Source organism: Kitasatospora sp. NPDC098663 (assembly GCF_044760075.1).
GTDB lineage: Bacteria > Actinomycetota > Actinomycetes > Streptomycetales > Streptomycetaceae > Kitasatospora.
In genome coordinates, this window is sequence record NZ_JBIWAP010000021.1 from 20,279 (window position 1) to 33,675 (window position 13,397).

12 protein-coding genes are annotated in these 13,397 nt (G+C 72.5%); 8 read left to right on the forward strand and 4 right to left on the reverse strand.

What is annotated here, in order from left to right; all coding sequences use genetic code 11:
- Positions 1-36: 36 nt before the first annotated feature.
- From ACIQVZ_RS22615 to ACIQVZ_RS22635, 5 genes are all read left to right on the forward strand, one after another.
- Positions 37-2,085 carry an acetyl/propionyl/methylcrotonyl-CoA carboxylase subunit alpha gene (locus ACIQVZ_RS22615; RefSeq protein WP_402452418.1) on the forward strand — a complete coding sequence of 683 codons (2,049 nt, stop codon included), beginning with the start codon at positions 37-39 and terminating at the stop codon, positions 2,083-2,085.
- A gap of 12 nt (positions 2,086-2,097) precedes the next feature.
- Positions 2,098-3,270, forward strand: coding sequence for an acyl-CoA dehydrogenase family protein (locus ACIQVZ_RS22620; RefSeq protein ID WP_402452419.1), 1,173 nt, complete (start codon positions 2,098-2,100; stop codon positions 3,268-3,270).
- 203 nt (positions 3,271-3,473) lie between these two features.
- Positions 3,474-5,171, forward strand: coding sequence for a 4-coumarate--CoA ligase family protein (locus tag ACIQVZ_RS22625; RefSeq protein WP_402452421.1), 1,698 nt, complete (start codon positions 3,474-3,476; stop codon positions 5,169-5,171).
- Positions 5,172-5,314: 143 nt separating this feature from the next.
- Positions 5,315-5,935, forward strand: coding sequence for a TetR/AcrR family transcriptional regulator (locus tag ACIQVZ_RS22630; RefSeq protein ID WP_402452422.1), 621 nt, complete (start codon positions 5,315-5,317; stop codon positions 5,933-5,935).
- Between the two features lie 146 nt (positions 5,936-6,081).
- Positions 6,082-8,550 carry a SpoIIE family protein phosphatase gene (locus ACIQVZ_RS22635; protein WP_402452424.1) on the forward strand — a complete coding sequence of 823 codons (2,469 nt, stop codon included), beginning with the start codon at positions 6,082-6,084 and terminating at the stop codon, positions 8,548-8,550.
- A gap of 39 nt (positions 8,551-8,589) precedes the next feature.
- Here the strand turns inward: ACIQVZ_RS22635 and sph are convergent, their stop codons facing one another.
- The 3 genes from sph to ACIQVZ_RS22650 all read right to left on the reverse strand — a co-directional run bounded on the left by sph (position 8,590) and on the right by ACIQVZ_RS22650 (position 10,815).
- Positions 8,590-9,585: a sphingomyelin phosphodiesterase gene (gene sph, locus ACIQVZ_RS22640; protein WP_402452426.1), complete on the reverse strand. Its 996-nt coding sequence runs from the start codon at positions 9,583-9,585 to the stop codon at positions 8,590-8,592.
- A 188-nt stretch (positions 9,586-9,773) separates the two neighbouring features.
- A complete protein-coding gene (locus ACIQVZ_RS22645; protein ID WP_402452427.1) occupies positions 9,774-9,986 on the reverse strand; it encodes a DUF397 domain-containing protein in 213 nt (70 codons plus the stop codon).
- Between the two features lie 10 nt (positions 9,987-9,996).
- Complete coding sequence (locus ACIQVZ_RS22650) at positions 9,997-10,815, reverse strand: helix-turn-helix domain-containing protein (RefSeq protein WP_402452428.1); 819 nt, start codon at positions 10,813-10,815, stop codon at positions 9,997-9,999.
- Between the two features lie 133 nt (positions 10,816-10,948).
- Between ACIQVZ_RS22650 and ACIQVZ_RS22655 the strand changes: the two genes are divergently transcribed.
- Both ACIQVZ_RS22655 and ACIQVZ_RS22660 read left to right on the forward strand, forming a co-directional pair.
- Entirely contained in the window at positions 10,949-11,212 is a 264-nt protein-coding gene (locus tag ACIQVZ_RS22655) for a hypothetical protein (RefSeq protein WP_402452429.1), read from the forward strand.
- On the forward strand, positions 11,209-11,382 hold the full coding sequence (locus tag ACIQVZ_RS22660; RefSeq protein ID WP_402452430.1) for a hypothetical protein: 174 nt from the start codon (positions 11,209-11,211) through the stop codon (positions 11,380-11,382). The genes ACIQVZ_RS22655 and ACIQVZ_RS22660 overlap by 4 nt, the downstream gene beginning before the upstream one ends.
- 292 nt (positions 11,383-11,674) lie before the next feature.
- Here the strand turns inward: ACIQVZ_RS22660 and ACIQVZ_RS22665 are convergent, their stop codons facing one another.
- On the reverse strand, positions 11,675-11,890 hold the full coding sequence (locus tag ACIQVZ_RS22665; RefSeq protein WP_402452432.1) for a DUF397 domain-containing protein: 216 nt from the start codon (positions 11,888-11,890) through the stop codon (positions 11,675-11,677).
- Positions 11,891-12,427: 537 nt separating this feature from the next.
- Here ACIQVZ_RS22665 and ACIQVZ_RS22670 point away from each other — a divergent pair.
- Positions 12,428-13,348 carry a methyltransferase domain-containing protein gene (locus ACIQVZ_RS22670; RefSeq protein ID WP_402452434.1) on the forward strand — a complete coding sequence of 307 codons (921 nt, stop codon included), beginning with the start codon at positions 12,428-12,430 and terminating at the stop codon, positions 13,346-13,348.
- Positions 13,349-13,397: the final 49 nt, after the last annotated feature.

Here is a 13,397-nt window from a genome sequence, read left to right on the forward strand (position 1 = left end):
GAGCCGCGAGGCCGAGTTGTGAGGGGCACCCGAGAGATGATCACCAACCTGCTGGTCGCCAACCGTGGCGAGATCGCCCGCCGGGTCCTCCGCACCTGCCGGGCCCTGGGCGTCGCGACCACCGCCGTCCACTCCGACCCGGACGCCGGGGCCGCGCACGTCCGTGAGGCCGACGCGGCCGTGCGGCTGCCCGGCGCCGCGCCCGCCGACACCTACCTGCGCGCCGACCTGATCGTCCGCGCCGCGCTGGCGGCGGGTGCGGACGCCGTCCACCCCGGGTACGGATTCCTGTCGGAGGACGCCGGGTTCGCGCAGGCCGTGCTGGATGCCGGGCTGGTCTGGGTCGGCCCGCCGCCGGCCGCGATTTCCGCGATGGGCTCCAAGACGGCCGCCAAGCGGCTGATGGCCGCGGCCGGGGTGCCCGTGCTGGACGCCCTGACCGACCCCACCGAGGCCGACCTGCCGCTCCTGGTCAAGGCGGCGGCGGGTGGTGGCGGACGCGGCATGCGGGTGGTGCGCACGCTCGCGGAGCTCCCCGGCGAACTGGCCGCCGCCAGCGCCGAGGCGGTGAAGGCCTTCGGCTCGGACGAGGTGTTCTGCGAGCGCTACCTGCCCGCCGGGCGGCACGTCGAGGTCCAGTTGCTGGCTGACGCGCACGGCACGGTCTGGGCGGTCGGCGACCGCGACTGCTCGCTCCAGCGGCGGCACCAGAAGGTGATCGAGGAGGCCCCGGCCCCCGGCCTGTCCGAGGCGGTGCGCGCCGGGCTGCACGCGGCGGCCGTCAGCGCCGCCCGGGCGATCGGCTACACCGGTGCCGGTACGGCCGAGTTCATGCTCGGCGAGGACGGCCGGTTCCACTTCCTGGAGATGAACACCCGCCTCCAGGTCGAGCACCCGGTCACCGAGGCGGTCACCGGACTGGATCTGGTGGCGCTCCAACTCGCCGTCGCCGAGGGGGACCGGCTGCCCGGGCCGGTCCCGCCGCCCGCCACCGGCTGCGCGATCGAGGCCCGGCTGTACGCGGAGGACCCGGTGAAGGACTGGCAGCCCGCCACCGGCACTCTGCACCGGCTCGAACTCACTGTCCCGCACGAGGAGTTCGGCGGGCGAGGCGTCCGGCTGGACTCCGGCGTGGCGGCCGGCGACGAGATCACCCCGCACTACGACGCGATGCTCGCCAAGGTGATCGCCTGGGCGCCGACCCGCGCCGCCGCCGCCCGCCGGCTGGCCGACGCGCTCGCCCGCGCCAGGGTCCACGGGCCCGCCACCAACCGGGAGTTGCTCGTCCGGGCGCTGCGGCACCCGGCCTTCCTGGCCGAACGCCTGCACACCGGTTTCCTGGCCGAGCACGCGGCCGAGCTCACCGCCCCGGACGGCAAGGAGACCACGCGCGCCGCCCTGGCCGCCGCCCTCGCCGACGCCGCCGCCCGGCGCAACGGGCCGCACGGCGCACTGCCGTCGGGCTGGCGCAACCTGCCCTCGCAGCCGCAGACCAAGCGCTACCGCACCGACGACGGCGCCGAGTTGGAGGTCCGCTACCGACTCACCCGGGACGGCCTGCGGGCCGACGACCACCCGCAGGCGGAGCTCCTGGACGCCTCGCCCGAGCAGGTCACGCTGCGCGAGGGTGCCGTCCGGCGCGGCCACCGCGTCGCGCGCTACGGCGACCGGGTGTACGTCGACACCCCCGACGGGGGCATCGCGCTCACCGCCCTGCCGCGCTTCCCCGACCCGGCCGCCCGGGCGGACCCGGGCGCGCTGCTCGCCCCGATGCCCGGCACCGTCGTGCGTATCACCGCCGCCGTCGGCGACACCGTCACCGCCGGCCAGCCGCTGCTCGTCCTGGAGGCGATGAAGATGGAGCACCGCGTCACCGCCCCCGCCGACGGCGTCCTGGTCGAACTCCGCGCCGCCCCCGGCCTTCAGGTCGAGCTCGGCACCCTGCTCGCCGTCGTGCAGCCCGAGGCCGAGCCCGCCGCCGAGCGCACCGCCGGGCCCGCCGCCGAGCCCACCGCCGGGCTCACCGCCGAGCCCGCTGCCGAGCCCACCGCAACAGCCGCCGTCCAGCCCGCCGCAGAAGCCTGAGGAAGGACCCGCATGTCCACCATCGGCAGTCAGCTCATCGAGACCCCCGAACGCCGGGCCCTGCGCCAGGCCGTCGGCGACCTCGGCCGCCGCTACGGCTCCGCCTACTACATGGCCAAGGCCCGGGCCGGCGAGCCCGCCGACGAGCTGTGGGCGGACGCCGGCAAGGCCGGCTACCTCGGCGTGAACCTGCCCGCCGAGTACGGGGGTGGGGGCGGAGGCATCACCGATCTGGCCATCGTGCTGGAGGAGTTGGGATCGGCCGGCTGCCCCCTGCTGCTGCTCATCGTCTCCCCGGCGATCTGCGGCACCGTGATCGCCCGCTTCGGCACCGAGGAGCAGAAGCAGCGCTGGCTGCCCGGACTCGCCGACGGCAGCCGCAAGATGGCCTTCGGCATCACCGAGCCGGACGCCGGCTCCAACGCGCACCGGATCTCCACCGTCGCCCGCCGGGACGGCGGGGACTGGCTGCTGACCGGCCGCAAGGTGTTCGTCTCCGGCATCGACCACTGCGACGCCGTGCTGTTCGTCGCCCGCACGGAGGACGCTCGAACAGGCAGGCTCAAGCCCTGCCTGTTCATCGTCCCGCGCGAGGCCGCCGGCTTCGAGTACCGGGCGATACCGATGGAACTCGTCGCCCCCGAGAAGCAGTTCCAGGTCTTCCTGGACGACGTCCGGCTGCCCGCCGACGCCCTGGTCGGCGACGAGGACGCCGGCCTGCTGCAACTCTTCGCGGGCCTCAACCCCGAGCGCGTGCTGACCGCCGCGTTCTCCCTCGGCCTGGCCCGCCAGGCTCTCGGCAAGGCCGTCGAGTACGCGAAGACCCGCACCGTCTGGTCCACCCCGATCGGCGCCCACCAGGGCCTGGCCCATCCGCTGGCCCAGTGCGCGGTGGAGATCGAGCTGGCTCGGCTGATGACTCAGAAGGCCGGGCTGCTCTACGACGCGGGGGAGGACGTGGCCGCCGGGGAGGCCGCCAACATGGCCAAGTACGCGGCCGGCGAGGCCGCCGCCCGCACCGTCGACCAGGCGGTGCAGACGCTGGGCGGCAACGGCCTCACCCAGGAGTACGGGCTGGGCGCGCTGCTGGCCGCCACCCGGGTCGGCCGGGTCGCCCCGGTCAGCCGCGAGATGGTGCTCAACTACGTCGCCCAGCACACCCTCGGCCTCCCGAAGTCCTACTAGTCCGCCTCCTTCCAGGGCGCACCGCACCCGCCGGACGCACCCGCCGGACGCACCCGCCGGGGGTGCCCCCGGTGGGTCACCAGAGGGACATCTCGGCGAACTTTGCAGTGGCGGACGTCATGGTCCGTATGCTCCTGTCCGTACCCTCGGTCTACCTCTCGCCGCGCCAGTCGATGCGTCAACTACCTTCCTGGAGGCTTACTTTGGTGTTCCGCAGCGAATTCCCGGACGTGCCGACGGTGGACCTGCCGATCCATGAAGCGGTGCTCGGCGGCGCGGCGGCGTACGGTGACGGGCCGGCCCTGATCGACGGCGTCACCGGGGAGCGCGTCAGCTACGCGCGGCTCGCCGCCGGCGTCGAGCGGGTGGCCGCCGGACTGGCCGAGGCCGGGGTGCGCCAGGGCGACGTGGTGGCCCTGTTCAGCCCCAACACGCTCGGCTACCCGACGGCCTTCTACGGCGCCACCCGGGCCGGCGCCACCGTGACCACGGTGTCCTCGATGGCCACGCCCGCCGACCTGGCCGGGCAGCTCGGCGACAGCGGCGCCCGCTGGCTGGTGACCGTCTCCCCACTCCTGCCGACCGCCCGCAAGGCCGCCGCCCTGCTGGCCGAGCAGGGCGACCCACTGGCCGAGATCCTCGTCCTGGACGGCGCCGAGGGCCACCGCTCGCTCGTCGACCTGCTGGCCACCACCGGCCCCGCCCCCGGGATCGCCATCGACCCAGGCCGGGACGTCGCCGTGCTGCCCTACTCCAGCGGCACCACGGGGCTGCCGAAGGGGGTGATGCTCACCCACCGCTCGATCGCCACGAACCTGGCCCAGTGCGACGCCCTCTACCGGCCCGCTGTGGGCGAGCGGGTGCTCGCCGTGCTGCCCTTCTTCCACATCTACGGCCTGACGGCGCTGCTCAACCAGCCGCTGCGCTGCGGCGCCACCGTGGTGGTGCTGCCCCGCTTCGACCTGGAGCAGTTCTGCCGCACCATCGAGGAGCAGCGGGTGCAGGCGCTGGTGGTGGCCCCGCCGATCGCGCTCGCCCTGGCCAGGCACCCGGTCGTGGAGCGCTTCGACCTCTCCTCCGTCGAGTACCTGCTGTGCGCGGCCGCCCCGCTGGACCCGGAGCTCGCCGCCGCCTGCGCCCGCCGCCTGGGCCTGCCGCACCTGCTCCAGGGCTACGGCATGACCGAGCTGTCCCCGGTCACCCATGTGGTCTCCCCGCTGGAGCGCGACCCCTCGCCCGGCTCGGTGGGGCGGCTCATCCCGTCCACCGAGCTGCGGGTCACCGCCCTGGACGGCGCTGGCGAGGACCTCGGGCCCGGGGAACCGGGCGAGCTGCTGATCCGGGGCCCGCAGGTGATGAAGGGGTACTTCGGCCGGCCCTCCGACACCGCCGCGGTGGTCGACGCCGAGGGCTGGCTGCACACCGGCGACGTCGGCTTCGTCGACGACCGGGGGTACCTGTACATCGTCGACCGGGTGAAGGAGCTGATCAAGTACAAGGGCCACCAGGTGGCCCCGGCCGAACTGGAGGCCGTGCTGCTCGGCCACCCGCAGATCGTCGACGCCGCCGTGATCGGTGTTCCGGACGCCGACGGCACCGAGTGCCCCAAGGCCTTCGTGGTCCGTGCTCCGGGCAGCGGCCTGAGCGCGGACGAGGTCACCGGCTTCGTGGCCGGGCTGGTGGCCCCGTACAAGAAGGTCCGCGCGGTGGAGTTCGTCGAGGCCGTCCCCAAGTCAGCGGCCGGCAAGATCCTCCGCCGCGAGCTACGGGCCCGCGAGGCCGAGCGCCGTGCGTCCGCCTCCGCCTCCGCCTCTGCCTCTGCCTCTGCCTCTGCCTCTGCCTCTGCCTCCGCCTCCGCCTCCGCCTCCACTTCCGCCACCGCCCCCGAGGCCTCCCGCTGAGCGGCCGGGCCCCCGGCGGCCGAAGACCGGCGCCCGTCTGTGAGGATCGACCCGCCGAGCACGGCGGGCCCGCCGACCGTAGCGGGCCCGCCGGGCACGACCGGCCCGCCGAGCCCCCACCGGAACAGGAACCGCCGCCAGCCATGACCAGCCACCCCGCCGCCCGCACCCCCCAGCAGGACCGCAGCCGCGCCACCCGGGCCCGGCTGCTCGCGGCGGCCGTGGACTGCCTGGCCGAGCTCGGCTGGCACGGCTCCACCGTCACCGTGGTCGCCGAGCGCGCCGGAGTGTCCCGGGGCGCCGCCCAGCACCACTTCCCGACCCGCGAGGACCTGTTCACCGCGGCCGTCGAGCACGTCACCGCCGAGCGGCTGGCCGCCGTCCGCGCCCACACGGACGAGCTGCCGGCCGCCGGCCCCGACCGCACCCGGGCCGTCGTCGACATGATCGTGCGTCTCTACACCGGCCCGCTGTTCCACGCCGCCCTGCACCTGTGGACGGCCGCGGCCACCGAGGAGCCGCTGCGCGAGCGGATCATCGCCCTGGAGGGGCACGTCGGCCGGGAGGCCCACCGGGCCGCCGTCGAGTTCCTGGGCGCCGACGAGACCCGCCCCGGCGTACGCGAGTCCGTGCAGGCCACCCTCGATCTCGCCCGCGGGCTGGGCCTGGCCAACCTGCTCACCGACGACAGCGTCCGACGATCCGGGGTGATCCGGCAGTGGACCGGCGTTCTGGAGAGTACGCTGCGGCCGGTACGCCCATGACTCCCGTACTACCGGAACGGCCGGACGACCCCTGACCAAGGGGTCGCCGGGCGGCCGATGTCCGTGCAGTCTGGAGAAGAATCCCGGCCGGCACGGACCGTGAGGCCCCCGGCCGGGCACGAGCTGAACCGGGGTGCTGCCTGATCATGCACGGAAACGAGTGGGACGTGACCTCCGCCGCCGGCCCCGCACCGGGCGCCACCCCCGTACGCCCCGAAGGCCACCGACTCGTCCCGCTCGCGACGGCCCTGCTCCAGGGCGACGGCCTGATCCTGCACTGGAGCGAGGACGCCGAGGCGCTGCTCGGCTACTCCGCCGAGGAGGCCGTCGGCAGCTACGCCGCCCAGCTGCTCACCGACGGCACCGACCGCCCCGAGGTGCTGTCCCTGTTCGCCCACATCATGGGCGGCTCCACCGGCTGGTCCGGCGTCTTCCCGGTCCGCCACCGCGACGGCCACAAGGTCGACCTGGAGTTCCGCACCTACCCGATCGCCGGCCCGGCCGGCACCCTGCTGCTGCTCGCCACCGCCTCCGACATCCGCGCCCTCCAGGCGGTCGAGGCCGACCTCGCCGTCCTGGACGGCGTCTTCGACCGCTCGCCGATCGGCATGGCCGTCTACGACACCGAGCTGCGCTACGTCCGGCTCAACGAGGCGCTCGCCCGGATGAACGGCGTCCCCGTCGCCGCCCACCTCGGCCGCCGGATACCCGCGGTGCTGCCGGGCATCAACAGCGTCGAGATCGAGCAGACCATGCGGCAGGTGCTCAGGAGCGGCAAGCCCGTGGTGGACGCCCGCTCCCACGGCCGGGTGCCCGGGGACCCGAAGCGCGACCGCGCCTGGTCCGCCTCCTACTTCCGGCTGGAGGACTCCACCGGCCGGGTCTTCGGCGTCTGCTCCTCGATCATCGACGTCACCGAGCGATTCCAGGCCGAGGCCCGTGCCGCCCGCGCCCAGGAGCGGCTCGCCACCATCGCCGAGGCAACGGCCCGGATCGGCACCACCCTCGACCTCCAGCGCACCGCCGAGGAGCTGATCGAGGCCGTCGTCCCCCGGTTCGCCGACTTCGCCACCGTCGACCTGCTGGAACCGGTGCTGCGCGGCGCCGAACCCACCCCCATCCCCTCCGACCGGACGGTCACCCTGCGTGCCGTCGCGGTCGGCGAGTCGTACGAGTCGGGCCTCGTGCACGCCGTGGACACCGTCGGCGAGACCTCCGAGTACGCCCCCGACCGCAGTTACACCCAGTGCCTGCGCAGCGGCCGCCCCCTGCTGCGCGCCCACGTGGACGCCGAGGTGCTGCGCGGCCTCGTCTCCAGCGAGGACCGGGTCGAGCCCGGCATCGCGGCGGGCATCCACTCGTACCTGATGGTGCCGCTCACCGCCCGGGGCATGGTGCTCGGCGGCTCCGAGTTCATCCGGATGCGCAACTCCGAGCCGTTCAGCGACGCCGACGTGGCGCTCGCCGAGGAACTGGTCGCCCGCACCGCGCTGGCCATCGACAACGCCCGGCTCTACCGGCGCGAGCGGGAGACGGCGCTCACCCTCCAGCGCAGCCTGCTGCCGCAGGAGATCCACCGCACCCTGGGCCTGGAGATCGCCTACCGCTACCTGCCCAGCAGCGTGGTCAGCGAGGTCGGCGGCGACTGGTTCGACGTCGTGCCGCTGTCCTGCGGCCGGGTCGCCCTGGTGGTCGGCGACGTGATGGGCCACGGCATCCGGGCCGCCGCGACCATGGGCCAGCTGCGTACCGTCGCCCGGACGCTCGCCACCCTCGACATGCCGCCCGAGCAGGTCCTCACCCGCCTGGACGAGACCGCCTCGGGCATCGGCGAGGGCCAGTTCGCCACCTGTATCTGCGCCGTCTACGACCCGCTGGAGCGCACCGTCCAGATCGCCTCGGCCGGCCACCTGCCGCCGATCCGGGTCGCCCCCGACGGCACCGCCCGCCGGGTCGAGGTGCCGCCCGGCGTGCCGCTGGGCGTCGGCGGGGTGGCCTTCGAGTCGATCGAGTTCACCCTGCCCGAGGGCGGCATGGTCACCCTCTACACCGACGGCCTGGTCGAGCGGCGCGGACAGGACCTCGACGACGGCATCGACCTGCTGGCCGACACCCTCGCCGGGCCCGGCCGGACCCTGGAGGAGAACTGCGACGCCGTCCTCGGCGCACTCGTCACCGACGGCACCGAGGACGACATCGCGATGATCATGGCGCGGGTGCTGCCGCTGCCCGCCGACCGGATCGCCACCCTCCCGCTCACCGGCGGCGGCCGGCTGCCCGGCAAGGCCCGCCGCTTCACCCGCGCCACCCTGGACGCCTGGGGCCTGTCCGCCCTCTCCGACTACGCCGAACTGCTGGTCAGCGAGCTGGTCACGAACGCCCTGCTGCACGCCGAGGCCCCGCGGCGGCTGCGGCTGTTCCGCGACCGGGTGCTCACCCTGGAGGTCTCCGACGCGGGCGGCGCGGCCCCGCAGCTGCGCCCCTTCGCCGAGCAGGACGAGGGCGGGCGCGGCATGTTCCTGGTCAGCGAGCTGGCCCAGCGCTGGGGCAGCCGGCTGACCAGGGACGGCAAGGTGGTCTGGGCGGAGCTGGAACTGCCCTTCGGGGCCGCTTAGTTCCCCGCGGGTCAGTCCCCGGTCAGCACGCTTCCCCGGTCAGTGCGCGGCGAGCGGGTAGTGGTCGGAGAGGTCGGTGTAGGTGTAGCTCTTGCCCCAACTGCTCACCGTCCACGGTGCGCTGTGCGTGCGCAGGACCTGGTTGGTGTACTGCTGCGGGCGGGCGTGGTCGGCCCGGTAGAGCACGTAGTCCAGGTCCTCCCTGGGCTCGCCCGGGTAGCGGTAGGCGGCGATGGAGTTGTCGGCGGTGTCGAAGGAGTAAGGCCAGCCGGTGCGGGCGGAGGCCGGCGCCAGGTTGGCGTTGTCCAGCAGGGCCTGGTACTCGGAGCCGTGCGAGTCGATGTTGAGGTCACCGGCGAGCAGGATCGGCTCGTTCGCCGGGATCTGCTTGGCGTCCAGGAAGCCGCGCATGGCCGTGAGCTGCTTGGCCCGGATGGCGGCCGGCTGGCCGTTGGAGCAGCCCGAGTCGGTGGACTGCAGGTGGGTGCCGACCACATGGGTGCGCTGGCCGTTCACGTTCAGCACGGCGTAGACGAAGCCCTTGTTCGAGAAGTAGTCCGAGCCGCAGGCGTCCTTGTAGACGTACTGCTCCTTGCGCAGGATCGGCCACTTGCTGAGCAGCGTCACGCCGCCGTCCTCGGGGGTGGCGGCGCTGTAGCTGCCGGAGGTCGCGTCCCAGCCGCTGGTGGAGCGGCCGACGACCGGGGTGTGGTACGGGTAGGCGGCCGAGGCCTTGGCGGTCAGGGCGTCGGAGGCCGCGTTGTCGAAGGCCTCCTCCAGGACGACCACGTCGTGACCCTGGAAGAAGTCCGCCGAGGCGATCGCCTGCGCCCGGTGCGCCTGGCCCCAGTTGGGGTAGAGGGTCGTGCTCATCAGGAACGTGTTGTACGTGAGGACGTCCAGCGCGGGCGCGGTGACCGGGGCGCTCTCGGTCGTGGCGCCGGTGGCAGCCGTGGCGGGGGCGGTGGCGAGCGCGCCGAGCACGGCGGCGGCAGCGCAGGCGGCGGCGGCCTTGCGGAGGGACGACAGCGGCATTGGGGCTCCGTGAGGGTGTGACGTGAACGCGACGGTCGGCGGATGGTGTACATCCAACGTTGCCGCCCGCACGGTGCACAAGACCGCGCACGAGCATTCGGTGAACGCAGTTGAAACACTGTCACCACCCAGAACGCGCGAACCCCACTACCCGCGGTGGGTAGTGGGGCTCAGGCGGCGTGCGTGCGTCAGACCTCGCCGAACTCGCCGGCCTGGACGGCGGCGACGAACGACGACCAGGCGTCGGCGGGGAAGACGAGGGCAGGACCCTCGGGGTCCTTGGAGTCACGAACGGGCGTCAGGCCAGGGAAGTTCGGAGCTACCTCAACGCAAGTGCCACCGTTGTTGCTGTAGCTGGACTTGAACCATGTGGCGCCGGATAGGTCTACAGGGGCGATCATGATGTTCCTCTCACGCCTTGCACTTTCGGATCAGCTCCAGTGACGCAGCCTTCGAGAGCGCTTCCACCTGGAGCTGGTGGCATTCCCGCTCCCAGGCTTGAGCAGTCTCGGCGTCCCGCGAGAGGAAGCCGCGCAGCTGGCACTCCGAGTATGCCAGGAGTTTGCGATCCGCCAGGGTCAGCAAGGTAACAACCATGGTGAACGGCAGCTCTTCTGCAAGAGAGAACGGCGCCACTTGGATCGTGATGTTCGGACGAGTGGCGAGGTCTTCAAGGTGCGCAAGCTGCCGAGCCATGACCTTGCGCCCGCCCACCGGTCGCAGAAGGGCGCCCTCGTCCAGGACGAAGTGGAGCCGGGGCGCAGGCTGCCGGTCAAGTAGCTTCTGGCGCGTGGCAAGGAAGTCGAGCCGATCCGCAGCCTGCTCCTCGGTGACGCTGCCACGCCGCACGGCGGCCGAGGCGAAGGCTGCGGCGTACTCCATGGTCTGCGCCAGGCCAGGCACGATGCCCAGTTCGAAGTGGTTGATGCTCAGGGCCTTCGCTTCTTGCTGGGCGTACTCGGGAAACCCTTCCAGCAACGATGAGCCGCTGAGACTCCAGTACGTCAGTTCTAGTGTTCCACCAGCACCGAGGGCCCGGTCAGCTTGTACGACCCAGTCGAGTGTGGGACTGCGTGTCCCTCGTTCGAGGTTGGAGATCTGACTGTCGCTCAAGTTCGTCATCGCCCCGAGGTCGGTCTGCGTGAGCCCCGCCGCCTTGCGCAGCCTGCGGAGTTGTGCACCGAAGGCCTTGAGCGGTGATGCGGACGGGTCCAGCTCGGTCTCGCGCATGATCAGACCTCCGGTGCCTTCCTTGTCCCACAAGGGATTTCGTCAAGTGGAGAACCCTTCCGATCGTAGGGGATGCCACGCCACCATGGCTACACCAAGTGACACGCCAAGAGCGAAGCGCTACGGAGACCCCATGTCCGAAGACCCGAAATCCGTGCTGCCCGACTTCGTCCGCAACGAGGTGGTGCGGGACCTGAAGCACCGAGACGACGATGGCAGGCCGAAGGAGGGGGTCTTCATGGAGATCCTCTGCGGGGCGGCCTTCCTGAGGCCGCTCGGCGGGGGGTGCGAGTGGACGACCAGGCCCGATCAGCTGCGACGGTGCGACCCCAGGGAGATCGCGCCGGGTACGGGGACCAGCCCGCAGCGTCGGCCGATGTTTCCGGAGTCGGCGTGACCTCGGGGGAGATGCTGCTCGCCGGGCTGCACCTCGGCTCGTTGGCGGCCGGCGGCTTCACCGCCGTGGCGGGGACGACGCAACGAAACGCGGTCGAGGCGGGTGACGAGCCGACCACCGAGCCGCCGGGTCAACGCCCCTGCGGATGCGGCGCGTTCGTGCCGGACTGACAACACGCTCCCGCCACCGCGCCGCGAGCGCTCATCCCGCGCGGCGGCGGGGTCCAACGCCCGTCCGTGACAGACAATCACGGACGGGCGCCGGCAGGCAGACCTCCCCTGTCGGTCGGCTCCGAGGGCGCGTTGGCGCCAGACCCTCGCCGAGCCACACCGCTCCCCGCCGGAATCGCCGCTCCGGCGGGGAGCGGCCTCCCCTCGATCGGAGCTGCCCCCGCCACAGGTTCCTTCTGACGCGCGAGCCCCACTGCCCGCCGTGGGCAGTGGGGCTCGGACAAGGTGCGCGTCAGACCTTGCCGAACTCGCAGGCCTGGACGGCGGCGATGAACGACGACCAGGCGTCGGCGGGGAAGACGAGGGCAGGAGCCTCAGGGTCCTTGGAGTCACGGACGGGCAGTACACCCGGGAAGCCGGGAGCCACCTCGATGCAGCTGCCCCCGTTGTTGCTGTAGCTGGACTTGCGCCACTCGGCGCTGGCCAGGTCAAGGGTGGGGCCGGTCATTCGTGCTCCTTCCGAGCAGTGCGGATCACAGCGGGCGAAGCCACCTTGGGAAGCGACTTCACCTGAAGCCGATCGTAGTCACGGCTCCATGCCTCGACCTTCCTGCATTCCCGTTCCAGGACGCCTGAATCGGCCACTGGAAGTTGCGGGCGGAGCCGGGCCGTCGTGGTCAACGGCTGCCGAGAGGGTCGGGCGGCGTCACGATCTTCACCCGTCGAACCTCACAAGAGTCACTGACAATGCCCGCCGCCCACCGGTGAAGAGCACCCCGGCGTTCCGCGCCTCCGCAAGAATCCACTGAAAGGCTCCCGAGACATGACACACATCCCATGGGAAGGACGGGCCGCTGATCTGGCGGCCCGGGCGACCGATCCGGACTCCCGATGGCGGAACCCGGTGGCTGGCATCCCCCGGCACGAACTGGTCCCCAGGTGGTGGGAACCTGTCGAGGACGGCACTTGGCGGCTTCAGGCAGGGGAAGCGAACCCGGACTTGTGGCTCCAACGGGCCTACGGGAACGAGTCCCTGGTCACCAGCGTGGGCGGGTTGCACGCGGACCACGCGAAGTCTGACGACCGCCCGACCGGGCTGCCCACGTCGTCGGCCACGCTCACGCCGCTCGTGGTCAAGATGCTGCGGCACGGCCGGATCGCTGCCGAGCACGACCTGCTGGACATCGGCACCGGAGCGGGCGGGTTGACCGCCATTGCTGCCACGCGGCTCGGTTCGGATCGCGTGACGAGCGTGGACATCGACGGGTACCTGGTCGACGCCGCGCGGGATCGCCTCGCAGGCATGGGGCTGAGCCCCCACTTCGTCACTCAGGACGCCACCGAAGCCCTCCCGGGCGATTACGACCGGATCGTGGCCACCGTGTCCGCCCGCCCCGTCCCGGTCCCGTGGCTCCAGGCGCTCCGGCGCGGCGGACGGCTCGTCACCACCATCGCGGACACTGCGCTGATCCTGACGGCTTGGAAGACCCCGGACGGCGGGGCAACCGGCGTGATCGAACGCGACTGGGCGGGCTTCATGGCCACGCGCCACGGCTCCACCTACCCACGCGGCTTGGACGAACTGTTCAAGACCGCCCGCGAAGCCGAAGGCGAGAACGTCAAGCTCTTCCGGTACCCGGTCGCCGACATCCGCAACAACTGGGAAGTCTGGTCGATGCTCACGATCAGCATCCCGGGCATCGAAATCGACTTCGAGGAGACGCCCGAGGGCCGTACGGCCTGCCTCGCCCATCCGGACGGGTCATGGGCACGCGCAGAGGCAACGAAGTTCGAGCCGCCGACCGTCCACCAGAGCGGCCCCCGTCGCCTGTGGTCGGAACTCGAATCCATCCGGAACTGGCGGGAGGTCGAAGGCGGCCTCCCGCTCTACGGCTGCCGCGCCGTCGTCACCCCGGACGGCACGATCCACCTGTCCCGGGGCCGGTGGTCGGCCACCATCGGCTGACCGTAACCGGACGGCCCCGTCCGGCTTCTCCGGGGCGGGGCCTTGCCCG

Excerpts from the sequence above, each read along its gene's own strand:
- sph (WP_402452426.1), bottom strand. The coding sequence starts at position 9,585 with ATGCCGCTGTCGTCCCTCCGCAAGGCCGCCGCCGCCTGCGCTGCCGCC.
- ACIQVZ_RS22630 (WP_402452422.1), top strand. The coding sequence starts at position 5,315 with ATGACCAGCCACCCCGCCGCCCGCACCCCCCAGCAGGACCGCAGCCGC.
- ACIQVZ_RS22645 (WP_402452427.1), bottom strand. The coding sequence starts at position 9,986 with ATGATCGCCCCTGTAGACCTATCCGGCGCCACATGGTTCAAGTCCAGC.
- ACIQVZ_RS22650 (WP_402452428.1), bottom strand. The coding sequence starts at position 10,815 with ATGCGCGAGACCGAGCTGGACCCGTCCGCATCACCGCTCAAGGCCTTC.
- ACIQVZ_RS22620 (WP_402452419.1), top strand. The coding sequence starts at position 2,098 with ATGTCCACCATCGGCAGTCAGCTCATCGAGACCCCCGAACGCCGGGCC.
- ACIQVZ_RS22655 (WP_402452429.1), top strand. The coding sequence starts at position 10,949 with ATGTCCGAAGACCCGAAATCCGTGCTGCCCGACTTCGTCCGCAACGAG.
- ACIQVZ_RS22635 (WP_402452424.1), top strand. The coding sequence starts at position 6,082 with ATGCACGGAAACGAGTGGGACGTGACCTCCGCCGCCGGCCCCGCACCG.
- ACIQVZ_RS22615 (WP_402452418.1), top strand. The coding sequence starts at position 37 with ATGATCACCAACCTGCTGGTCGCCAACCGTGGCGAGATCGCCCGCCGG.
- ACIQVZ_RS22665 (WP_402452432.1), bottom strand. The coding sequence starts at position 11,890 with ATGACCGGCCCCACCCTTGACCTGGCCAGCGCCGAGTGGCGCAAGTCC.